General features: G+C 60.2%; 21 protein-coding genes. 12 read left to right on the top strand and 9 right to left on the bottom strand.

Features of this window, described 5'->3' with window-relative positions:
- Window positions 1–13: 13 nt before the first annotated feature.
- The 4 genes from NKF26_RS17825 to NKF26_RS17810 form a co-directional block, all read right to left on the bottom strand.
- Entirely contained in the window at window positions 14–853 is an 840-nt protein-coding gene (locus NKF26_RS17825; RefSeq protein WP_253226939.1) for an NAD(P)-dependent oxidoreductase, read from the bottom strand.
- Window positions 854–984: 131 nt separating this feature from the next.
- A complete protein-coding gene (locus NKF26_RS17820; protein ID WP_253226940.1) occupies window positions 985–1449 on the bottom strand; it encodes a universal stress protein in 465 nt (154 codons plus the stop codon).
- A 58-nt stretch (window positions 1450–1507) separates the two neighbouring features.
- Entirely contained in the window at window positions 1508–2641 is a 1134-nt protein-coding gene (locus NKF26_RS17815; RefSeq protein ID WP_253234687.1) for a mandelate racemase/muconate lactonizing enzyme family protein, read from the bottom strand.
- Window positions 2642–2734: 93 nt separating this feature from the next.
- Window positions 2735–3979 carry a mandelate racemase/muconate lactonizing enzyme family protein gene (locus NKF26_RS17810; RefSeq protein WP_253226942.1) on the bottom strand — a complete coding sequence of 415 codons (1245 nt, stop codon included), beginning with the start codon at window positions 3977–3979 and terminating at the stop codon, window positions 2735–2737.
- 193 nt (window positions 3980–4172) lie between these two features.
- Between NKF26_RS17810 and NKF26_RS17805 the strand changes: the two genes are divergently transcribed.
- Window positions 4173–5114 (top strand): dihydrodipicolinate synthase family protein, encoded by a 942-nt coding sequence (locus tag NKF26_RS17805; RefSeq protein WP_253226943.1) that lies wholly within the window; start codon window positions 4173–4175, stop codon window positions 5112–5114.
- Between the two features lie 190 nt (window positions 5115–5304).
- Here NKF26_RS17805 and NKF26_RS17800 read toward each other — a convergent pair whose 3' ends face one another.
- Entirely contained in the window at window positions 5305–6078 is a 774-nt protein-coding gene (locus NKF26_RS17800) for an IclR family transcriptional regulator (RefSeq protein ID WP_253226944.1), read from the bottom strand.
- A gap of 558 nt (window positions 6079–6636) precedes the next feature.
- On the opposite strand from NKF26_RS17800, the gene NKF26_RS17795 reads away from it, so the two are divergent.
- The 5 genes from NKF26_RS17795 (at window position 6637) to NKF26_RS17775 (ending at window position 12888) form a co-directional block, all read left to right on the top strand.
- Window positions 6637–7362 (top strand): ThuA domain-containing protein, encoded by a 726-nt coding sequence (locus NKF26_RS17795; protein WP_253234686.1) that lies wholly within the window; start codon window positions 6637–6639, stop codon window positions 7360–7362.
- A gap of 79 nt (window positions 7363–7441) precedes the next feature.
- Window positions 7442–9343, top strand: coding sequence for a hypothetical protein (locus NKF26_RS17790; RefSeq protein ID WP_253234685.1), 1902 nt, complete (start codon window positions 7442–7444; stop codon window positions 9341–9343).
- A 64-nt stretch (window positions 9344–9407) separates the two neighbouring features.
- Window positions 9408–10448: a Gfo/Idh/MocA family oxidoreductase gene (locus NKF26_RS17785; RefSeq protein WP_253226947.1), complete on the top strand. Its 1041-nt coding sequence runs from the start codon at window positions 9408–9410 to the stop codon at window positions 10446–10448.
- Window positions 10449–10600: 152 nt separating this feature from the next.
- Complete coding sequence (locus NKF26_RS17780) at window positions 10601–11629, top strand: SGNH/GDSL hydrolase family protein (protein WP_253226948.1); 1029 nt, start codon at window positions 10601–10603, stop codon at window positions 11627–11629.
- Between the two features lie 194 nt (window positions 11630–11823).
- Entirely contained in the window at window positions 11824–12888 is a 1065-nt protein-coding gene (locus NKF26_RS17775) for a mannonate dehydratase (RefSeq protein ID WP_253226949.1), read from the top strand.
- 141 nt (window positions 12889–13029) lie between these two features.
- On the opposite strand, the gene NKF26_RS17770 is transcribed toward NKF26_RS17775, so the two are convergent.
- Window positions 13030–13872, bottom strand: a complete 843-nt coding sequence (locus tag NKF26_RS17770; RefSeq protein WP_253234684.1) for a fumarylacetoacetate hydrolase family protein — start codon at window positions 13870–13872, stop codon at window positions 13030–13032.
- A gap of 129 nt (window positions 13873–14001) precedes the next feature.
- Between NKF26_RS17770 and NKF26_RS17765 the strand changes: the two genes are divergently transcribed.
- Window positions 14002–15378: a DUF362 domain-containing protein gene (locus NKF26_RS17765; RefSeq protein ID WP_253226951.1), complete on the top strand. Its 1377-nt coding sequence runs from the start codon at window positions 14002–14004 to the stop codon at window positions 15376–15378.
- Between the two features lie 81 nt (window positions 15379–15459).
- Here the strand turns inward: NKF26_RS17765 and NKF26_RS17760 are convergent, their stop codons facing one another.
- A complete protein-coding gene (locus tag NKF26_RS17760; RefSeq protein WP_253226952.1) occupies window positions 15460–16608 on the bottom strand; it encodes a Gfo/Idh/MocA family protein in 1149 nt (382 codons plus the stop codon).
- A 189-nt stretch (window positions 16609–16797) separates the two neighbouring features.
- Here NKF26_RS17760 and NKF26_RS17755 point away from each other — a divergent pair, with 189 nt between their 5' ends.
- Window positions 16798–17904: a Gfo/Idh/MocA family protein gene (locus NKF26_RS17755; protein WP_253226953.1), complete on the top strand. Its 1107-nt coding sequence runs from the start codon at window positions 16798–16800 to the stop codon at window positions 17902–17904.
- Between the two features lie 52 nt (window positions 17905–17956).
- Window positions 17957–19300: a glycerate kinase gene (locus NKF26_RS17750; protein WP_253234683.1), complete on the top strand. Its 1344-nt coding sequence runs from the start codon at window positions 17957–17959 to the stop codon at window positions 19298–19300.
- Window positions 19301–19877: 577 nt separating this feature from the next.
- Here NKF26_RS17750 and NKF26_RS17745 read toward each other — a convergent pair.
- Complete coding sequence (locus tag NKF26_RS17745; protein ID WP_253234682.1) at window positions 19878–20132, bottom strand: hypothetical protein; 255 nt, start codon at window positions 20130–20132, stop codon at window positions 19878–19880.
- 158 nt (window positions 20133–20290) lie between these two features.
- A complete protein-coding gene (locus NKF26_RS17740; RefSeq protein WP_253234727.1) occupies window positions 20291–20416 on the bottom strand; it encodes an ABC transporter substrate-binding protein in 126 nt (41 codons plus the stop codon).
- 618 nt (window positions 20417–21034) lie between these two features.
- Here NKF26_RS17740 and NKF26_RS17735 point away from each other — a divergent pair.
- Genes NKF26_RS17735 through NKF26_RS17725 form a run of 3 tightly spaced genes read left to right on the top strand, consistent with a single transcriptional unit; the run spans window position 21035 to window position 23786 of the window.
- Window positions 21035–22147: an ABC transporter substrate-binding protein gene (locus NKF26_RS17735; protein ID WP_369682165.1), complete on the top strand. Its 1113-nt coding sequence runs from the start codon at window positions 21035–21037 to the stop codon at window positions 22145–22147.
- Window positions 22144–23001, top strand: coding sequence for an ABC transporter permease (locus tag NKF26_RS17730; protein WP_253226957.1), 858 nt, complete (start codon window positions 22144–22146; stop codon window positions 22999–23001). Before NKF26_RS17735 ends, NKF26_RS17730 begins: the two co-directional genes overlap by 4 nt.
- A 26-nt stretch (window positions 23002–23027) precedes the next feature.
- A complete protein-coding gene (locus NKF26_RS17725) occupies window positions 23028–23786 on the top strand; it encodes an ABC transporter ATP-binding protein (protein ID WP_253226958.1) in 759 nt (252 codons plus the stop codon).
- Window positions 23787–23872: the final 86 nt, after the last annotated feature.

Raw genomic sequence — 23872 nt, 5'->3', positions numbered from 1 at the left:
GGAACACGGAATCCTATTCCGGGGGCGCGTCCCACTCCTCGCCGTCGTCCTGTGGGTTGTATCCGATCTTCGCGCGCGCGTGTTCGAGGTCGTACCACCGTCGTCGATTGTCGCTCACGCCGCTGAAGATATCGAATTCGACGGACTCGTCCTGTAGACAACAGTCGATCTGATGGGCGAAATCCCGCCGCGACTGCCACGTCGCTTTCATTCGCGCCACCTGTTCGTCGTACTCGGCGCTGTTTCGTTCCCACTCGCCCTCCTCGACGCCGATTTCCGCGTCACCGTAGGGATGGTCGTACTCCGGCATCCGCACGCTACAGATGCGAAGCGCGTAGAATCGCTTCGGGTACTCGTAGTTCTCGACGTAGTAGCGGCCGAGGTCCTCGCCGAAACTCTTGGATGCTCCGTAGTACGAATCGGGACGGACCGGATCGGTGTCGTCGATGACGAGGTCGTACGTGGGGGCGTACAACTCGGGTTTGTGCGCCTGTTCGTACATCCCCATGACGTGGTTCGTCGATCCGAAGACGAACGATTCGACCTCCGCTTCTCTGGCGGCTTCGAGCGCGTTGTACATGCCGATGATGTTCGGTTCGAGGATCTCCCCCCAGTCGCCGTCGGTGTACGGGTAGGCGGCGAGGTGGACGACGGCGTCCTGTCCCTCGAAGGCGTCTCGAACTTTTTCGTACTCGGCGATGTCGCCGACGACCGTGTCGTACTCGCCGTACGGGTGGTCGCTCGGTCTATCGGACCGGTTGAAGTACGTGAAGTCGTATTCGGGTCGGTCGTGAAGGTTATCGATGATGGCGGTTCCACAGCGTCCGTAGACACCGGTCACTACAACGTCCATGCTGGTACGATTGCGTGTTTGGCTATTAAATCAACTGGAACCGGCGGTCGTTCCAGCGACCGCCGATTGGTCTCAATCTCCGCCGACGATCATTCCAGTGACCACTGACGGACCTCGACCACCGTTGACGATCATTCCATCGCGGTCGTCACGAACCCGTCGAAGTTGAGGATAACCCGTTGTGTGACGTCGCCGAACAGGGCTTTCCCCGTGGGAGACCGTTTCTGTCCGGCGACGAACGCGTGATCACAGCCGTGTTTCTCCGCCACTTCGAGTACCGTACTCCCGAGTTCGTCCTTCTCCGTCACTTCGCCGACGACGTCGTAGCTCACGTCCTCGGATAGCGTCCCCAGCGTTTCCTCGGCAAACCGACGGCCGAAGCGCACGGCGGCCTCCTGTGCCGTGAACTCGCGATAGTTCGTCCGTTCAGTCTCCTCCACCGATTCGAGCGCATCGAGTTGCTCTTCGAACTGCTCCGGCGTTATCCAGGAAAACAGTATCAACTCGGCGTCGGAGTTGGCTGCGAACCGACCGGCCTCTTCGAGCAAGCGTCTGTGCATCTCGGTGTCGTCTAAAACGACGAGTCCTCGTTGCATGCTCACTGATGGAGTGGCATCGTAAATAAAACTATGTAGGGCCGAAAGATGGCCGTCTTCACTCAGTTCGATAGCGCTCGACCGTGTCTCGGTCGACCGAGATACCCAGTCCGGGACCCTGCGGGACGTCGAGGACTCCGCCGGACGGATCGAACGGCGTTTCGAGAATCTCGCTCCGAAGCGGGTTCTCGCTCCTGTCGAACTCCACCATCATCGGTTCCGGGATGTTTCGGGTGTGCGGGTAGGACGAGACGCTCGCGGCGAACTGCACCGCCGCGGCCATTCCGACCCCGCTGTTCCAGATGTGCGGTCGAACGGCGACGTTCTCCGTCGTGGCCATGTCCGCGATCAGTCGCGCCTCAGAAAACCCACCACATCGTCCGAGGTTGGGTTGAACGATGTCGACGGCCCGGTCGTCGATGAGGCGCTTGAACGCGAATCGTCCGTAGTGGGCTTCGCCTGCCGCTATCGGCGTGTCGATCCGGGATTTCACCTCGCGGTATCCGGTCTGGTTCTCCGGCGGTACGGGTTCTTCGATCCACGTGATATCGTACTTCTCGATGGCCCTCGCCGTCTTGACGGCTTGTTGCGGGCGATAGTTCCCGTTCATATCGACCATCAAGCGCGCATCGTCGCCGAGGAGTCGTCGTGCGATGCGGACCCGTTCGACGTCGTCGTCGAACCCACTTCCGATCTTTATCTTCGCGGCGGTGAACCCTTCATCGACGGCTTCCTGAATGGGTCGTTCGAGTGGCCGGTCCGCTTCGGTAAAGTACATCGTCGACGCGTACGGCGTCAGTGTCCGACACTCCGTGCCGCCGAGAAGCCGATGAACGGGTCGTCCGACCGTTTTCCCGATGATGTCCCAGAGGGCAACGTCGATGGCGCTGACGCAACTCTGCACGAACACGCTTCCGCCGAAGTGGTACGGGTCCGTGTACGACCGGTCGGCGAGCGACTCGACGTCGAACGGGTCCATCCCGACGACTTGGTCCCGAAACAGTTCGTCGATCGTTGCCGCCACGATGGGACCCGGAGCGAACGCTTCGCCCCACCCGATCGTTCCTTCGTCCGTTTCGATCCGGAGTAACGTCGTCGCACGCGTTCGTCCGAAGCCGCGAGCATCACCCACTCCCTCCCCTTCGGGAAGGCTCGTAGAGATGGGAATCGTCTCGACGTTCGTAACTTCCATGTGCTACCCTCCGAGTCGGGTAAGTTATAATTTATGTCACGCAGCGGTCGACGGCGGAACTCGTGGGAGGGAACATCCCATACAGACGGAGAATCAGAGGTCCTCGTCGTACCGGAACTCGGTCCACGGACCGTCGATGAACGGATACTCCTCGATGACATCGAGATCGACTTCCACGCCAAGTCCGGGGCCATCGGGGACCGTCAGAACGCCGTCCGTAACCGATGGCGTTCCGGTGATGATGTCGAACGCGAGGTCGAACGGGTACATTCCGGGGTCGACGTCCCCCCCGAGCAACGGGTCGCGCTCGAAGACGGGATATTCGAGCAGGTCTACCTCCGGGGCGGCGGCGACGAGGTGCGCGTTGGCGACGAGACCGAGCCACGTGCCGAAGTTGTGTGGGACGAATTCGACATCGCGGCCGCGACAGAACTCGACAGCCGACACACAGCCCGTGTACCCCTCGTGATGCCGGACGTCCCCCTGGAGGAAATCGACGGCCTCGGTTCGCCCGAGTTCGATGAGCCCGGCCGATGTCTCCTCGCTCTCACCGCCCGCGAGCGGTGCACCCGTGGCCGAGAGCTCGATGTATCCCGCCCTGTCGTCCGGTTCGACGGGTTCCTCTATCCAGTACGCCCCGCGCTCGCTCGCGTACTCGACCAGTTCCGAAACCGCCGCTTCCCCATACGCGTCACGGAGCTTCCACCACGTATGCGTGTCGAGCATGAACTCCATGTCGTCGACCGTTTCGGCGAGGCGGTCGATCGTCTCCCGATCACCGTCGACTCCGATTCCCGGTCGGTACTTGTACCCCATGAACCCGGATGCTTCGAGGGCCCGTGCCTGCTCGGCATATCCGGCCGGGTCCATGTACATACCCGCGCTCGCGTACATCGGTATCTCCGTCGTAGGGTCGCTTCCGAACTCCTCGGCCAGGAGTTCGTAGATCGGTGCGCCCAGTTCTTTCCCACGGAGGTCGTACAGCGCCACGTCGATCGCTGAGATCGCCTCGTATCGAAGCCGATCCGGGAGTCCGGTTTCGTGCAACAGTTCGTGCGCATCGGTGACCGCCTCGATGGATTCGCCGACGAGTGACTCGGACACGGCACCGTTAACGACGTCGGCGAACGTCGCCTGTGAATCTCCTTCGAAGTACTCCCGCATCGCGGAACTGCTCGCACCGGCGGTCGCGACGCCCCGTTCTCCGGTCTCGGTTTCGAGGACGACGAGAACGACATCGCGTTTGCGCAAGCGTCTGACTCCGCCGGAAAAACGACGGTCTTGTGGCGGGTCTATCGGGGACGAGAGTGCGTAGCCGCTAACGTTCGTAAGCCGCATGTACACTACTGCCGACCGCAGGACGATAAACCTCGGGGAATTTCCCGTTCGCACGTATCGGGGGGATGGATGCCGAGTCGAATTATGAATGTCGGGTGAATCCCATTTTCAATCCGGACAGTCTTCCCACTCATATGTCAAATTTGATTTTCATAGACGAAGATTTTATGCTGACGCGCTTAGATTCTCGAGTATGCCACTTTCCAACGATGAGGTGCGTCAGCACCTGCGTGGTGTCGCCGCTGGACTCCTTACACCGTTCGACGACGACCTCGAGGTGGAACACGAAAAGCTCCAAGAGAACGCGAGAAGTCTCTATGACGGCGGGATTCGGACGTTTTTGGCGTCCGCTAATATCAGCGAGTACCACTCCCTCTCACGGGACGAGCGGGTCGAAGTAACACGATCCAGCGTGGACGCGCTCCCTTCGGACGCCTGCATTCTCGCCGGTGTCGGCGGGAGTACGGAGGAAGCGAAGGATACCATCCGTAGTTACGACCGCGTCGGAGTCGACGCGATGATGATAATGCCCCCGGATCACTCGTACATCCACGAACAGGGGCTCATCCGATACTACGAGAAACTCGATGCCGTCGCCGATGCCCCCTTGGTCCCGTACGTCAAGGGGTTCGACCCCTCGGTCGAATACCTGCGGGATCTGACGAACGTCGATGGTGTTGTCGGGATCAAGTACGCCCTTGAGGACGCAGTCAAACTCGGAAGGGGCGTCGAAGCGGGTGCCGACGACGTCGTCTGGGTGGACGGTCTCGCCGAGCCGTTTGCCCTACCGTTCTGGAACGAGGGTATCGAAGGGTTCTCGGCGGGCGTCAGCAACTTCCGCCCGGAAATCGGACTCGCGTTATTCGATGCGCTTACTGCGGGCGACTGGGAGCGCGCGAGACGCATCCGCAACATCTGTGTGCCCTATCAAAACTTCCGCGAAGAGACCGGGAAGAACAACACGATAGCCGGAGCGATCAGCGTTTCAGCGGTGAAGAAGGGACTCGACCTCGCCGGATTACACGGCGGGAAGGTTCGTGAGCCGATCGAACCGCTGTCGCCCGCGGACGAGCGGACGGCGGAGGAGCTGTACGGTCAACTCGAAGACGACATCGAACGCCTCATCGCGGAATGACGGTCCGGTCGCAGTCGGCGAGAGTCATCTCTAGAACGATCACCGACTTCGACACGCGGACCTCCCCGCTGGCGGGATATCGAAGCGATCCCGATAGTGAACACGTTGGTGCGGGCTCCCATGCTTTCGGACCTTTGGTCCCTCGGGAGCCTCGCCGCGGAGTTCAAATCCCCAAAAGAGAGCAGCGCGACTAGGAATATCTCGTATTGAGCTCGATGACGTTTGCCGCGCGGAGGACGTGATCCGCGAGTTCGTTGTGAAGTCGGTCGTCCGTGAACCGACTCGTCGGGCCGGAAATGCTGATGGCGCCCAGTATCGAATCCCCGCTTTGTATGGGCGCGGAAACGCACCGAAGCCCGTGGATGTTCTCCTCGTTGTCGATCCCGTATCCTTGTTCGATGATCGTCTCCAGTTCGTCGCGAAGTTCCTCGGAGCTCGTAATCGTTTTCTCCGTCTGCCGTTCGAAACTGCAGTCCGCGATTATCCGATCCTGTCGCTCGGCAGGCAAGTGTGCGAGGATCGTCTTTCCCAACGAAGTCGCGTACATCGGCTGTTGCGTTCCGACCCTCGACGCCGTCTCGACCGCCTTCGGCCCTCTCGATTTACAGAGGTACGATACCCGACCGTACTCCTCGATTCCGAACTGCGCGATTTCGTTCGTGTTCATCGCCAACTCCTCGACTTCCTTCTCGATCACTTCGTAGTTCCCAACCTGGTCCCGAACGTGACTCGCGATGTCCAGAATTCGGAGACTCAGACGGTATCTGTCGTCTTTGGGAACCACGATTTCCCGGTCGACGAGCGTCTGCAGGTGGCTGTGAATGGTGCTCTTCGAATGTCCCAGTTCGTTCGATAACTCGGTCACACCGACGTTCTGACGCTCCTGGATTACGTCGATGATGTTGAACGCTATCTTCACCGATTGGATCGTTCGTCCGGTGTTTTCCTCGGCCTGTCTTGTCATACCACACAAACGGTACTCCCCTAATATAAATTTGTTCCCCTGTAGGGAACCAGCGGCTCCCGTACCGTTGACGACTTGCGATCCTTCGACCGTAGCGGTCACCGATGAGCGTTGAAACGCCACGCGGCGGAACTGCGACCGCCATCAGTATCTAACCGCTTCGCAGCGAACGCCGGTTGATCGATGGCCCGTTCGCCTCTTGGGAATCCTCGATCCCATCCGAAAACACCGCATCGCACCCGTTCGATCGGCACCATCGGCGATAGCAGTGACAGTTCTTTTTCCGGAATCCGCCTTTCCGGTCGTTTTCGCTGAGGGCTGATCGGTCGTTGCCCGTCCGTAACTGGATACGTATGCTATCGTGCAACACTGCCCATTACATCTCTATCTCTGTAACGCTACTGTTCGGCAGAAGGGAACAATATGAGGGTTCTTCCTTCCTCATCCTCCGTCCGGATGGGCCGGGTCGTCACAATCGTTCCCCTGCTGACGCCTCGGCGTACGACACCGTCGAGTCGAACCGAACACTTATGGTTCGTTTTCGAGAGCACACAACGTATGACCGTTCGAGTAACCGTTTGGAACGAGAACGTCCACGAACGTGAAGAACCGTCAGTCGCGAAACGCTATCCGGAGGGTATCCACGGTGCCATCGCGTCGAGTCTGGAAGCCGACGGCCACTCCGTCGAAACGGCGACATTAGAGGAACCGGAGCACGGTCTCACCGAATCCGTCCTCGCCGAAACGGACGTTCTCGTCTGGTGGTCACACTGCGCGAACGACGAGGTACGCGACGATGTCGCGACCCGCGTCGTCGATGCGGTTCACGATGGGATGGGATTCGTCCCGTTGCACTCGGGGAAGAACTCGAAGCCGTTTACGCGCCTCATGGGAACGACCTGCAACATCAAGTATCGGCACGGCGGCGAAACCGAACGCGTCTGGGTGGCGGACCCCGGTCACCCCATCGCCGACGGCCTCGACGAGCACTTCGAGATTCCATCGACCGAGATGTACGGCGAACCGTACGACGTGCCCGAACCCGACCGAACCGTGTTCATCTCGTGGTTCGAGGGCGGCGAGGTGTTCCGCTCCGGCGTCTGCTATCGCCGTGGCCGAGGTCGAATCTTCGCGTTTCGTCCCGGCCACGAGGAGTATCCGATCTTCCATCAACCCGAGGTCCAACGGGTCATCGCCAACGCCGTCGTCTGGGCATCCCCGAACGAGGGGGCGACGGTCAACTGGGGGAACACCGACCCCATCGAATCGCTTGAGGAGCGATAAGGCGCGGTATCGAACGACCTTTATATACTCGATTTCCCGGACCCAAATATTGATTACGTGGGCGCTTCCCGTAGAAGCTATGGCCTCGTTCGAAGCGACGAAATCGTATACGAAGCCGCCCGCTTGGGCGACGAATCAACGACGACTGTTCGACGTAACCCGCGATGCGGTCGATTCGTTCATCGATCGATATCTCGATGACGAGGGCCGTCCGCTGTGGCCACCGGACGGCCACGTCGGCATCGATGGCTCCGACGACCTCGTCGAGGGATTCTACAACTGGCCGCTCGTGTACGCGATGGGCGGCGACCGTTTGTTCCTCGATGCGGCGACGGAGACGTATCGGGCCGTCATCGACCGCCTCTCCGAGGTGGAAACGCCCTACGGTCACCCGATGTACGTGGACGAGTTCGACCAGGGCCGCGACTGGTTCCACCTCGGCGAGGGGAACCTGTACACCTACAATATGGGCCTCGCGGACCCGACCGACGACGCTGTCGTCGACCGCGCGGAACGGTTCGCCGGGTTGTATCTCGGCGACTCGGAGACCGGGAACTACGACGCCGAAAAGCGACTCGTCCGAAGCCCCCAGACCGGTAGTATGGGTCCCGATCACGCGGACTTTTCGGAGTACGTTTCCCACGGCTACGGAGCGGACTATCGTTGGTGGCGTCACGGACTCCCGTGGCGCGACGTCCGCGAATTCGACGAGGCCGCCGACCTTCACGACCCCGAAAACGAGGAGCGACTGTTCGAAGTGCTCAACGAACGATGTACGAAGGGCGACATCCCGCTGAATCTCAACGTCACGAGTCTGATGACGAACGCGTACCTCCACACGGGCGACGACCGATACCGCGAATGGGTGTTCGACTATCTCGATGCCTGGCGCGACCGGACGGCGGAGAACGGCGGCATCATCCCCGACAACGTGGGACGATCGGGCGAGATCGGCGAGTACACGAACGGAAAGTGGTACGGCGGCTACTACGGATGGTCGTGGGGCGGGTGGCACTACGTCGGTATCGGCCCGACCGTCGCTGCCGAGAACGCCGTCCTCCTCGACGGTACCCGCGAACACCTGGACTTCCCTCGGTCGCAACTCGATCACCTGATGGACCGGGGCATCGAGGTGAGCGCCGACGCCGTCAACGATACCCTCTACATCCCCCACAAGTTCGGTGAACCGGGGAACTATCACTACAACGCCTCGGGCGTCCTCAAGGAGAACGACGGCGAAATTCACTACGAGGACGGTTGGTTCGAGTTCAGACCGCACAAGGACGACCCGTACGCCGTCCACCTCTGGTACATGTCGATGCGGGACGACGACCGACAGCGCGTCCGTGATCTGCGCAACCACCACAAACAGGACTGGCGACGCATCGATCCGCGCGCCAAGACGAAACACGCCGACGGTCACGAATACGCGTGGCTCTCCTACCTCGACGGCGAATTTCCCGACTACCCGAAACGCATCATGGAGGCCAACCACGCACACGTTCTGGATCGCACGAAACTCATGCGAGAGGAGGGGTACAGTCCCGACGATATCGACGAGGATTACCTCCGAAATCGAAACCCAGTTTCGGAGAAGGGGTTGCTTCAGCTCACGATGGGTGCGCCACAACCCATCTACTACGGCGGCCTCGTCATGGCCCAGGTGCGTCACTTCGACCTCGGACGGGGAAGACCGGGACTCCCCGACGGCGTCGCGGCGCTCGTCGACGAAATCACCACGGACGGCATCGGCTTGACGCTCGTCAACGTGGGCGGTCAGGACCGTGAGATGCTCGTCCAGGCCGGTGCGTACGGCGAACACGAGTTCACGACTGTCAGCGCCGACGGACGGGAGCGGACCGCGGAATCGAACCGCATTCGGGTGGCGCTCCCCGGCGGCACGTCCCTCTCCCTCGAAGCAGGGATGAACCGGTTCGTCAACGACCCGACGTACGACCTTCCGGCGGAACTGGGCCGGTAAGGTCGCTCGGAACGGGAGACGGACCGACGAAAGGTTTTTGCGATGGGTACACGGCGGTAGAACCGTGACGTTTCGTATTGGAATCGTCGGCATCGGCTCCGTCGCCGACACGCATGCGCGGGGAATCGAGGAGATAGCTACCGCCGAACTGGTCGCTGGGTCGTGTCGTACCCGCAGCAAAGGGGAGGCGTTCGCCACGAAGTACGGGTGTGCGTGGTACGAGGACTACGAAGCGATGTTCGCGGAGGCGGACCTCGACATCGCTCTCGTTTGCACCCCGAGCGGGAACCACCTCCAACCGGCGACGGCCGCAGCGGAGTGGGGCGTGCACGTCCTCTGTGAGAAACCGCTCGAAATAACGACCGAACGGATAGACGAGATGATTACGGCCTGCGAGCACGCCGATGCTCGTCTCGGCGGTATCTTCCAGAATCGGTACCACCCGGCGGCCCGGACGGTTCACGAGGCCGCCGTCTCGGGTCGTTTCGGCGACCTCGCCGCGGTAAGCGTGTCGGTACCCTGGTGGCGACCGGACGAGTATTACGAGGACGCCTGGCAGGGAACGCAAGCCCTCGACGGCGGCGGTGCGCTGATCAACCAGTCCATCCACGGCGTCGATATGGCACAGTGGCTCGCCGGAGCGGCGCTCGATGTCGATCACGAGGAGAACCCGGTCGCCGAAGTGTTCGCGTACACCGATACGCTGGGCCACGACGGTCCAGAAATCGAGGTCGAGGACACCGCCGTTCTCTCGCTGCGATACCGGGATGGCACGCTCGGACAGGTCCTCGCTACGACGTCGATGTATCCCGGCCTCGAAAAACGAATTCAGATCGGTGGGCGAGACGGGTCGGCGGAAATCGTCGCCGAAGAACACGGCGAGTGGCAGTTCCGCCACGAGCGAGGGAACGCAACCGAGACGCTGGCCTCCTCTCCGCCCGCCGACGACCGTTCGGAGTACGGTCGGAACGTCGAGGCGTTCCTCGACGCAGTGGAGTCAGACGAACCGTACGAACTCGACGGCTACGAGGCACGCAAGGCGGTTGCCATCGTTCGGGCGGCGTACGAGTCCGCCGAAGTCGGACGCCCCATCGTGCCGAACTAGCGAGTCGGTCTTCCCGCCAGTGTCCGTATCCGAAATCGTTCGGTCGTAGGGAACGGCTCTTCATCGTATCCCACCCACAAGCGACGTTTTTTCCGGTCCGTATGGTGAAAACGTGAGGAACGTATTTGATGGGTGCTTGCGAAGGAGTTGTCGTGAAACGCGACTCGCTTCAATTCCACAACGTCGCAGCGACCCGATCGATCGACGGCCACGACGGGGTACTCCTTCAACGCGTCCCCGAAGACGTCCGCCTCGGTTTGAACGAGGGGGCGCAAAACCGGATGTGTCATCCGGCAGGGGCGGAGATACGGTTCGTTCCCGACGGACCGGTGAGCGTGACCCTTTCGACGCGCGTGCGTGAAAGCGTCGTTCGGCCGTTCTGGGGACCGTTCCAAGGAACCGAGGAGTTCGTCGTCGGGGCCGAACCACGGACCATCGAGGTGACGTTCCCCGAGAAACTGGGTCGAATCGAATCCGACCGGGTCGATGAACTCGATTTTCACCCCCGAGTGTGTCGCTTACGCCTCCCGGGCGAACACCGTGGCGGCCACGTCTTCTACCACGGCGTCGAGGGGAACGTTCGACCGCCACGGGCGGACGAACTGCCCTCCCTGCGCTATCTCGCCTACGGAACGTCCATCACGGAAGGTGAGGCACCACTCGGGGAGCACCTGACCTACGCGTCACAGACGGCCACCGGATTGGGCGCGGACTTGATCAACCTCGGTTCCTGCGGTACGGCGTTCTGCGACGAGGCCATCGCCGACTACATCGCCGACCGGGACGACTGGGACGTCGTGACGCTCGCCGTCTCGGTCAACATGGTCGATCGCTTTTCGGTTTCGGAGTTCCACGAACGCGCACGGAATCTCGTGGAAACCGTCGCCGACGCCCATCCGGAGAAACCGGTCGTTCCCATCACCATCTATCCAAACGCCCGCGACGTTTGTGTGGGAACGGACACGGAGGGACGGTGTGAGCGATTCCGCGAGGCGCTTCGCGACGTCGTCCGGGAGACGGAACGCGATAACGTCTTCCTCGTGGAGGGTCCCGACGTTCTCGACTCCCTCGGCGGCCTCACGACCGACCTCGTCCATCCGGGGGACGATGCCATGATCCGCATGGGTGAAAACTTGGCGGCGAGGCTCGAAACCGTTCTTGCCGGGTCGGACTCGGCGTAGTGAGACGGACTCGGCGTAGTGAAACGGACTCGGTGCAGGTGGCGGCGAAATCGCATCGATCCACGTTGTCGATCCGTACTGGTGGATCGGAAACCGGCGTGAATGGCCGCCGAACGGAAGAACGATGTGTACGAACCGAACCGTAACCGTTCGAACGTCGGTTGATTTTTTACGGTGCGATACGGTGAATCGGTATGGATGATACTCGAACGAACGCCGGAGTGGACCGGGCCGCCGACGTTCGAGTCGGCGTTCGAACGCGTACCCTCTCGGAAGAGCGTCTTCGATACGTTCGCCAGTTAGGCGCGACCGACGTGTTCCTCGATCACGCGGATACGGAGGAGGAACCCGACGATTTCAACGACCGCGACGGGTCGGAAACCGTCGCCGTCGGCCGCGATTCGATCCCGTCGGTCGCGGAACTCGAAGCGGCCCGCGAACGGGTGGAATCCGCGGGACTATCGCTCGCGGGGATCCAATCGCTTCCGTACTCGTTGTACGGGGACATCATGTTCGGCCGGGACGGGAGCGACGCAGCGCTCGAACAGATCACGACGCTCGTCCGTAACCTCGGCAAAGCCGACATCCCCATCCTTGGATACCAGTGGAACCCCCGCGGCGTCGTGCCGATGCGAACGTCGCCGGTGAGAACGCGCGGTCAGGCCAGCACCACTGCGTTCGACCTCTCCGAACTCGACGATCCGGACGCACTCGCACCCGAACTCGACCGACCGTACACAGAATCGGAGTTCTGGGACCACTACAACGAGTTTCTGCGGACGGTCCTCCCCGTCGCGGAGGAAGCAGGGGTCACGCTCGCGCTGCATCCGGTCGATCCCCCTGTGTTGGAGTCGCTCGGCGGAATCCCCCGACTGTTCAGAAACGTCGAGAACTTCGAGCGGGCGATGTCGGAAGTCCCGAGCGATAATCACGGCCTAAAGCTCTGTCTCGGCTGTTTTTCGCAGATGGGCGAGGACGTTCTCGACGTCATCCGACGGTTCGGCGAACGCGACCAGATCGTTTTCATCCACTTTCGGGACGTGGTCGGGACCGTTCCGCGGTTCCACGAAACGTTCGTGGACGCGGGAAATTTCGATACGGTCGACGTCGTTCGAACCCTCCACGATATCGGGTACGACGGGGTCGTCATCCCCGATCACGTTCCGAAGATGGCCGGGGACGACGATTGGCGTCATCGATCCCGCGGGTTCACCGTCGGCTACCTTCGCGGCGTCATCGACGTCGTGCGGTCGGAGTAGCTTCGACGGTGGAATCGTGACGGATCACGGTCGGACGAACGACATGCCGGAACTTCGAATATGACCGCGTTTTTTCCCCTTCGTCCGTAGAATTCGAAAAAAAGACGCTGTCGTGGGTATCCGTGATCGGATTCTACGGCGTCACGGTTCTACGACGGGGTTCGTGAGCGTACCGATCCCCTCGATTTCGGCCTCGCAGACCTGCCCCGGTTCGAGCAGATCGACGGGGTCGCGGAAGATACCGACGCCGCCGGGCGTCCCGGTCGAGATCACGTCGCCGGGCCGCAGTGTCATGTTCTCGCTGATGAACGACACCAGTTCCGGGACGTCGAAGATGAACTGGCGCGTGTTCGACGACTGCTTCGTTTCCCCGTCGACCCGTAATTCGACGTCGACGGTGTTCGGGTCGTAGTCGCTTCCGGCGACGAGCGTCGGCCCCATCGGCGAAAACGTATCGTAGCTCTTCCCGCGGAAGAACTGTCCGTCCGAGAACTGCGCGTCGCGTCCGCTCACGTCGTTGAGCACCGTGTATCCCGCGATGTAGTCGATCACCTCGTCCTCGTCGATATCCTTGGCGAAGCGACCGATGACGGCGGCGAGTTCGACCTCGTAATCGACTTCCTCTCCGTCGGGATGGACGATCGGACTGTTCGGGTTCGTCACGGTCGTCGGGGCTTTCGAGAAGAGGATCGGACGTTCTGGAATCTCTTCGTTCTGTTCCTCGGCGTGATCTCGGTAGTTGAGTCCGGCACAGACGATCTTTCCGGGACGCGGGACCGGTGCGAGCAGATTCACGTCACCCTCGTCCCTGTGGGAGAGCGCCCCGTTCCGAACCCCGTCCCGTACTCGATCGAGATACCGTCGATTGGTGAGGTCTTCGAACGATGGCTCTCCCGCCGGAAGATCGGCGACGGAGTAAATCTTCGACCCTTCCTTGATACCCATGGTGGGACCTGAACCGTCGTTGTAGCGAACGAATTGCATCGATCGGCTATCTTCCTTTCTCCTACTTAAATGTTGAGCTGAATACGACCGTTCGGTGCGATTCCCCCCGATTCGAGTCGTTCGGTGACGTGGGTTATACTTATCAAAAGACCGGCCTAGCGTTACAGTATGGATTCGAATCGAACACGCGGTTCACTCGCCGTCCCGGAACAGTCGATCCTCGAAGCGTGCGGCGAGACACCGCTCCCGGAGATGGGAATCATAGAGCAGGTATGGGAGACGAGCCCCATTCCGGAGGAAGACATCGCCGCACGCGCCGCACGCTCCTTCGCCTCGCTTCCGATCGGTGATCTGCCGGACGGAAGTGAGATCGCACTCGGCGTCGGGAGTCGCGGTATCGCGAACCTTTCCGACATCGTCACCGGCGTCGTCGCCGAAGCGAAGGATCGCGGATACGAACCGTTCGTTTTCCCGGCAATGGGGAGCCACGGTGGCGCGACCGGGGCGGGTCAACGCGAGATGTTGGCCGAACTCGGCGTGACCGAGTCCGTAATCGGCTGTGAGATCCGATCGAGCATGGAGGTCATCGAGGTCGGTCGCACCGACGAGCGGGACGTCTCGGTCGTCGCCGACGCCAACGCGGCGAACGCCGATGCTATCGTCCCGATCAATCGGATCAAACCGCACACGGACTTCAGCGGGGACGTCGAAAGCGGCCTGTCGAAGATGCTCGTCATCGGAATGGGGAAACAACGCGGTGCGAAGATCGCTCACGACTGGGCCGTCAACTGGTCGTTGCGGGACATGATTCCCGAAATCACCTCCCAGTTGCTCGCGAAACTCCCCGTCGTCGGAGGCGTCGCGATTCTGGAAGACCAGCACGACGATACGGCCATGATCGAGGGAATTCCACCGGAAGGTTTCCTCGACCGCGAAGCCGAACTCCTCGAAACGGCGTACGACATCATGCCAACGGTTCCGTTTTCGGAGCTCGACGTTCTGATCCTGGATCAGCAGGGAAAGGACATCAGTGGACAGGGGATGGACACGAACGTCATCGGTCGTCGTCCCTTCGCGATCCAGGAACCGGAACCGGAGACGCCCGATATCAAGCGGATATACACGCGATCGGCGACGGAAACGACTCACGGCAATGCCATGGGTGTCGGTTCGGCCGACTTCATACACGAGGACCTCCTCACGGAGATCGACATGCCGACGACGCTCATCAACGCGTTGACCGCGAGCACCACCCGCGGCGTCCGCCTTCCGCCGGCCGTCGAAACCGATCGGGCCGGACTCGTCGCGGCACTCTCGACGATCGGTGTCGTCGATCCGACGACCGTCCGCGTCCTCCGCGCAACCGATACGATGCGTCTCCATCGGCTCTACGCTTCGACGGCGTTGGTCGAGGAAGCGAGGGATCGGGACGACCTCCGAGTCGTCGAAGAACCCGCCCCCATCCGCTTCGAATCGGGAGAGTTCACCGAGCCGTCGCCACACGAAACATCTGCCCACGGCACGTCGGATCGGGACGAAAAATAGCGGGAGACCGCATCGGCGATCGCGGGTGACGTTCGCGACGTCGTTCGGACGTTCGGTGACCGACCGGCCGCGCTGCGTTCGTCAGATAGTCAGTTCATCCACGGAAACCCGACGACCTTCCTTCCAGGACTGATGGCTCGCTTCGGTCAGTTGGACGCCCTTGACACCCGCGCGGAAGTCCCACGGGAACGGTTCGTCCTCGACGACGTGTCGAATGTACATCTCCCACTGCCGTTTGAATGCGTTCTCGAACGTTTGGTTGTTGGGAACGGACGTCCAGTCGTCGTAGAAGTCGTGTTCGGTCGGTGTATCGGGATTCCACTCCGGTTTGGGCGTGTTGCCGTGGTCCTGTGTCTTACAGTCCCGCAACCCCGCCACTGCGCTTCCGTCCGTTCCGTCGACCTGTATTTCGAGTAAATCGTCCCGATTGACCCGCACCGTCCACGAGGAGTTGAGTTGTGCGACGATGTCGTCCTCCAGTTCCATGATGGCGTATGCCGCGTCCTCGGCCGTCGCTTCGTACTCCTCGCCCGAACCGTCCACACGGCGAGGAACGTGAGTCTTCCCGAGACACATGACCGATTCGACCCGGCCGAAGAGGTTTTCGAGTACGTAGCTCCAGTGGGAGAACATATCGTCGATGATCCCGCCACCGTCTTCCGCACGATAGTTCCAGGATGGGCGCTGTGCCTCCTGGATGTGGCCGGTAAACACCCAGTAGCCGAATTCGACGCGCACGGAGAGTATTTCGCCGAAAAAGTCCTGATCGATCAGCCGTTTCAGTTTCATCAACCCGGGGAGCCAGAGTTTGTCCTGTACGATCCCGTGTTTGCTGTCGCTTTGCTCCGCGGCGCGAGTGACTTCGAGTGCGGTGTCCAGGTCCATCGCGAGCGGTTTCTCACAATACACGTCCTTCCCGGCATCGATGGCCTTGAGGATGGATTCCGGTCGCCGCGGCGTGACCTGTGAATCGAAGTAGATCGCATCGTCCCCGTCCAGACACGTTTCCAGGTCCGGATCGGCGACCCATCGGTCGACGTCGTGTTCCTCGCTCAACTCCCGTAACTTGCGTTCGTTTCGTCCGACGAGTAGGGGGTCGGGAACCACTCGCTCCCCGTTCGACAACTCGACACCGCCCTCATCGCGGAGTGCCAGAATCGACCTGATGAGGTGTTGATTGGTTCCCATTCTACCCGTCACGCCGTTCATCACGATACCAATTTCTTCCATAGCTGTCTCACGTCGTCCAAATCTCGACAGTTGAACTATAATAGTTTATCGATTGGAACATCTGATAACTAATCTGTCACTTACGGTCGTAGGATGCGACGTTTGCCGCCCTGAACTGACCTGGACGGACGGGAATACGGTCGTCGTGACCGATACTTTCATAAGCGATTCCTCAGTTGATTTCAGCGTATGACCGAACGTATTGGCTACGTCGGAGTGGATCATCATCATCGGGACCCGTACTTCGCGATCGCGAGCGGGCTCGGCCTCGACATCACAGCCGTCTGCGAACCGGGCCGAGAGATCGATCTCGCCAACCTCGCGGCGATGGACGAACGCCCCGACGAAATCACGACTGAAGGACAGGAAGTCGCGGACCTCGTGGAAGGGGCGACGGTCTATGCCGACCCCGAGCGGCTCATCGCCGAAGCCGACATCGACGTCGTCTGGATCACCTACCGAAACGACAGGGTCCCGTCGATCGTCGAAACTGCGGTGGATCACGGCGTTCACGTGATCAGCGAGAAACCGATCGGTCGGACGGCGGCGGATTTGGAGCCGATCGTCTCGAAGGCGAACGATAGGGGCGTAACCGTCTCGCCGACGACGTTCTATCGAAGAAACCCCGTCATGTTGGACCTCCGTGAGCGGATTCAGGACGGCTTTTTCGGTGACGTGTGGACCGTCGAGGGACGATTCAACGCGAGCCAACTCTCGTACCGGAACACGGATCACTACATCTACGACCGAGCGACGAGCCGAGGCGGTGCGCTCCAGTGGATCGGTCCACACTGGGTCGACATGATGCCGTGGGTCCTCGACGATCCGATAACGAGGGTGAACGCGCGGTTTCACGACGCTGCGGAGGTCGATGTGGAAGCGGGAAGCGTCCTCCAGTTCGAGACGCAGAGCGGGACGCTGGGGACGTACCACACCGGCTACTATCTGAGCGACCGAGGGAAGGACACACACCTCGGCATTTACGGAACCGATGCGCAGGCTCGGACGCCCGTCCATCACGATTCGCTCCAGCACGAACCGACCGTCCCGCTCGAACTCACCGCGGAACACCCCGGTTGGTCCGGTGCCCCGAAGCGAACCATCGAGTACGAGTTTACGTACGACCGATTCCCAGCGTGGGGTGACTACGTTCAGGACTACTTCGAGGCTTTCTTCGAGGGCTACGAGACCGGAGACGTCCCCGCGACGATCGACGACGCAGTACAGTTGCTCCGCGTCCTCGACGCGGCCTACGAATCGGGTGAGACCGGCGAATGGGTTTCGGTGACGGAATGACGTCGCCAGTTCGGACCGAAGGCAAAACGAATCCAGCACTACCCATCCAACAATGAAGAAAACGGAGACGATGTTCTCCGATATCGATTTCGTCGACGATCCCGACCGGAAGGTGGCGCTCGATTGCATCGCCGCCGGTATCCGCGCATCGGAACCATCGGCCGTCATCGACGAACGTATCACGTTGGATGGAACGGTGATGACCGTCAGCGACGACCGATACGATCTATCGGAGTACGGCGACGTACTCCTCGTCGGTGGTGGGAATGCGGCCGCTACCGCGGCGAAGGAACTCGAAACGGTACTTGGCGACCGGATCGACCGCGGCGTCGTCGTCACCGATACGCCGGTGGAGACCGAACGAATCGACGTTCTCCCTTCCGACCATCCCATCCCGAGCGAGCGGGGTGTAGAAAGTACGCGAACGCTTCTTGGGATGACCGAGTCGGCCGGAGCGGACGACCTCGTTCTCGTCGTCGTCACCGGCGGAGGCAGTGCACTCATGCCCGCACCGGCAGCGGGTATCGACCTTTCGGATCTCCAAACGACGACGGATCGGTTGCTGACCTGTGGGGCGGATATCGGCGAGATCAACGCCGTGCGCAAGCATTGCTCGGACGTCAAGGGTGGCCAACTCGCCGACGTTGCATCGCCAGCGACCGTCGTCGGTCTCGTGTTCAGTGACGTCGTCGGGAACCGTCTCGACGTGATCGCCAGCGGTCCATTGACCGCCGACGGATCGACGTTCCGGAACGCGATCGAGGTTATCGACCGGTACGATATCGACGTTCCCGATTCTATCACTACCCGCCTCCGACGAGGCACCGAGGGACGTTACGATGAGACCCCGTCACCTGGCGATCCATCCTTCGAGTCCGTGAGCCAGTACGTGCTCGCGGACGGCAATACTGCGCTTCGGTCGGCCGCCACAGTGGCCCGTGAAGGTGGATACGAACCGCTGATACTGAGCTCGCGGATTCGGGGAGAATCTCGGGAGGTCGCCAAGACACTGACCGGCATCGCGGAAGAGTGCGCCGATACGGGAATTCCAGTGGAACCTCCCGCGGTGTTGCTCTCCGGCGGTGAGACAACGGTCACCCTCTGTGGGGATGGCACCGGTGGTCCGAATCAGGAGTTCGTACTCGGTGCAGCCCTCGAACTCACGGAACCGAGTATCACCGTCGCCAGCGTCGATACCGACGGTATCGATGGTGTCTCCACTGCCGCGGGTGGTATCGCAACTTCGGAAGCGATCACATCGACGGCCGAGGCACGAGCGGCACTCCGGGAGAACGACGCTGGCGGATATCTGGACCGCTTCGACGGTCGTCTCGTCACGGGAGCGACGGGGACGAACGTCAATGATCTCCGAATATTCGTCATCCCCGAAACGTGAGTCGTGAGGGAAGTTTCTCACATGGTCCGTAATACGAAACGTTCGATTGTCGGGCCACCGTTCACTCGTATTTGGAGACGGAGGCTGTCGCAGAAGTCATCCACCAAGAAGTGCGTGGAGATATGATGGGGGTTAAGCCGGGCGAACCGTACCCTGATGATTACGACGCGATTGTTGCCCAAGTGGACGAGGAAACTGAACCTGGCTATACACCTTCCCTCAAAAGCAAAGTGCATTTTGGACCTCTATTCCGGGTGTAATCTCATCTCCTGGACGAGGATGCTTGATGTATCGGCATGAGATTTATAGATGTCTGAACGGCCATTCTCGCGCAATAGAGGCACTGGACCCTCAAATCGATCTGTTCGTAACTCGTAACTCAAACGAAGCAACTCTCGATAATGGGTAGATATCCTCTAAAATAGACACCTCGTTCTCAAGTTTGCCGCTTATCCTGGAATCCACACTCATTTGGCTCCTCAAGGCGTTCACGCCTTCCGGGTCAAAGCTTCCAAATGGGATCATCGGGAAGACGCCTTGTCGGTGCCTCCTCGTATGTGTTCATCCGTTCCAAGGCTCACTTTGAGACAGTGTCGTAGGTATCGAAGTGGAACAGTGCTTTGTTCGAGACGATACCGTCCGTCTTTCCGACGTCGGCGACGTACTGCACCATCGTCTTGGCTTGGCTTGCGATCGCGTGTGGGTTCGAAAGATAGTTCGACGCCTTCGATTTCATCGCTTTGATCGCAAGGTCGTCGCTCACTCCGGAACCGATGACCGAACTCGCGTCTCTCGCCGCCGCGGTCGGGCTATTGCCGATGAAGTTCGTCACATCGATATGCGCGGAAACGGTGCCTCTGCGGTTTCGGTCGCGTCGAGAACTCGTTTCTGGGCGAACATCACTGTGACAGGATGGCCATCGAGGATGTCCCCCGACCACGCGACTTCGCGGAAGCCATCGTTGTTGCTGATAACGGTGGCAAACGGTTCCTAAATCATCGTCGCGTCGATATCTCCTGCCTGCATCGTTTGTGGGGCTTTTGCCGGGGGTATCTTCGACTTCGAGGCTACCGACTCCAACTCGCCGAGGCCTTCTTCGATCCAATACCCGAGCACCACGTCGGGAACGCTCCCATCCGGCGGTGGACCGAATCGTACTTTTCGTACAAGTCAGCGAACGAATCGGTTCCGAGGTCGAAGCGTACGACTGCGACGCCGATTCCTGCGGCATCTCCTCCGACAACAGGATGTCAAACTCGGTCGATCCAGGTGAACCATGGTGAGCCATTCTTAACAACGTCTCCTCCTAGATAATCAGAAATAAATAATCATCGGTCTAGTCTTAATAACGAATATCAGAATAAACGACACCGGTCACGGTACTGTCCGGCAATCTCGGTGCTGCTCGACGACGCAACCTTGACGGACGAAGAGATGGCCGCAGACTGGGAATCATTCGAAGATCGGCCTCGCGGACTAACCATGTCGTCTCGTACGCCATTCCAGACGGTCATGAACAAGAACACATCGCGTGAGGAACGTAATTCGGCCATCGATAGCCTCGACGAACGAAACGAGACGACGCAACTCCACGTAATCATCGTGGGTGCGACAACCTCTAGCACGGGATCGAACCCATACCCTTCAACGAATGATGTAAGAATCTCTATTGTTATCAATTTTGAAATTGGAAGACACAATTCTTATTAATTAGTGCCGTATATTTGCTAACACATGATGGACAATCGAACTCGTCGTGAAGTTCTCGCGGCTACTGGAACGGCAACGATCGGTGCGATAGGACTTGCTGGATGTACCAGTAATTCTCGATCGGGGAACTCAGGGAACGGTAGTTTAACTTCCAACAACGGTTCCGGCACCAGTAGTGGTTCCGAGAAACTCGATCACCTCACGATTGCCAACGCCACACACTTCGGCAATATGCAACACTACGTGATGCAGGAACACGGTGCATACGACGACATCACGAACGATCTCACGATCAAGAATTTCACGAGCGGTCCGAAGATCGTCAAGGCCTTCGTTAGCGGGTCGGTCGACATCGCCTACTTCGGAATCAGTCCGACGTTCGTCATCCACGACAAGGCGAACAAGGGAACCATTCCGGTCGCGAGCACGCGAAACGGCTTGCGAGTCATGTCGATCGATAGCTTCGCCGACCTCTACAAACAGAAGAAAGGGAACGCGTTTTCGGCATTCGAAACAAAGCACGGTCGGAAGCTCCGTGTTGCGAGCGCTCCGGAGGGCAGCGTTCCCGACGTGATCCTCCGCTACTGGATCGAAAAGGACCTCGGACTCGGCGACACCGACTCGGTGATTCAGAAAAAACGCGTCCCGCCGGAAAAGACCGCCCAAGCGATGGAGGCCGGCGAGGTCGACGCCACCATGATCCACGAGCCGTTCGCAACGGTCTTGAACAACACCTCCGGGTTTACGCAGGCGGAGTGGTCGGGTAACATCCTCGACGGTCACCCGGTCAAGGTCGTCTTCGTCAACGACAAGGTATTCTCGAACAAGCCCGCCGTTACGAACCTCGTCAAATCACACGTCGAGGCCACGAAGTTTATCCAAGACAACCCAAAGAAAGCCGCGATGGCCGCCGTCGAACACATGGGCACCGACATCGAGAAATCGCTCGCCATCAAAGCGATGAAATCGCCCGCGATGAACTTCGTCTCCGACCCCAGGGCCGTGAAAAGCCAATCCCTCGCGATGGCGAAATACGTCGACTCGGTCGGAAAGACGAGTTCGGTCATCGAACCCGACGAGGTGTTCGACACGAGCATCTACGATTCGGTGGCGACCCAAACGACGAGCACACAATGAGCATCGGCGTCGACACGAGGACCGAGCAGTCGAACGCCGAATGCGAACAGGTCTCGAACGGTTGGGACCTCCACCGCGTGGGTCGCGGAGTGGCCGGTGTCATCGGGTTCGTTATCGTCTGGTGGATCGGTTCGTTGAGCGTCGGCGCTTCGTATCTGCTCCCGAGTCCACCCGCGGTTCTCGCCGCTTTCGTCGAGCAGCTCACCACCACGACGACGTTCACGATACCGGTCGTCGGCACCGACGTGCAGTTTTCACGAATGATCGTCAAGCTGCTCCAGAGCCTCATGCACTACGTTCCCGGTCTCGTCGTCGGGACGGTGCTTGGGATCACCGTCGGCCTCGCACTCGGGTGGAGCAGTCTGCTCGACGACGTGTTTGCACCCGTCGTGAGACTTCTCCGCCCGGTCCCGCCGCTGGCATGGATCGCGTTTGCGATCGTCTGGTTCGGTATCGGTCACACCGGGGCAGCGTTCATCGTAGCGATCGGAGCGTTCTGGATCAATTTCTATGGTGCCTACGGCGGGGTTGGAAGTGCTCCGACGGCGCTGCGGGAAGTCGCTGCGAGCCTCGGCGTGACCACGAACCTCGGGATGATTCGGGAGGTAGTGTTACCGAGCGCCACACCACAGATCATCACGGGATTTCGGACGAGCGTTGGACGATGTTGGATGATCGTCGTCGCGGCGGAACTGTTCGGCGCGCCGGGCGCGGGTTACGAGATTATCAACTCCTCGAACAACCTCGAAATGGCGACCGCAGTCGCGTATATGCTGGCTATCAGCCTCGTCTACCTCGTCATTGACGGGGCAGTCGGACGGTTCGAACGGAGGGTACTTGCATGGAGAGAGTAAGCGCTCCGGAAGCACGAACGGATTCCATGACGGATACTACCGACACGAAGATCGCGGTGCAAGGCGTGAGCAAACGTTTCGAGTCGGGACGCGGGACGGTGACTGCACTCGACGGCGTGGACTTCGAGGCGACGGATGGAGAGTTCCTCTGTATCGTGGGACCGTCGGGATGTGGAAAGACGACGCTGTTTCGGCTCATCGCGGGATTCGAAGCACCGACCGAGGGCGAGGTGTTCGTCAACGATGAGCGCGTGACGGGTCCGGGCACCGACAGGGGCATCGTGTTTCAGGATTACCGGCTGTTCCCGTGGCGGACCGTCAGCGAGAACGTGAAGTTCGGTCTCGAACAGCAGGACGACGGCGATCGAAGCGCGCGCGAGAACCGCGTGACCGAGATGCTCGACCTCGTGGGTCTCGATGGCACCGGCGATGCGTACCCCAAAGAACTTTCGGGTGGGATGAAACAGCGGGTCGGCCTCGCACGCGCACTCGCGGTGGACCCCGAGATACTTATGATGGACGAACCGTTCGGGAGCGTCGATGCACAGACCCGCGAGACGCTACATACGAGGTTCATCGACATCTGGCAGGCGACCCAAAAGACGGTGCTGTTCACGACCCACGAAGTCGATGAGGCGGTGCATCTCGCCGACCGAGTGCTCGTCATGGACGCCAATCCGGGGCGGGTGCAAGAAATCGTCGAGATCGATCTCGACCGGCCTCGGTCCCGGACGGATGACTCTTTTGCGGAGTACGCAGAGCACGTCCGAACGCTGATCGGATAGCGAGCGGTGTCCAAGCACTCGTAACGAGGCGGGAGCGTAGCGGGATCAGCCGGACCTCATTTTCGACAATCGCAGTGCGTTCGTTG

Source organism: Haladaptatus sp. AB618 (assembly GCF_024136965.1).
GTDB lineage: Archaea > Halobacteriota > Halobacteria > Halobacteriales > Haladaptataceae > Haladaptatus.
Note: the sequence above shows the minus strand (reverse complement) of the source record. Positions and strands in the feature narration are given on the sequence as shown.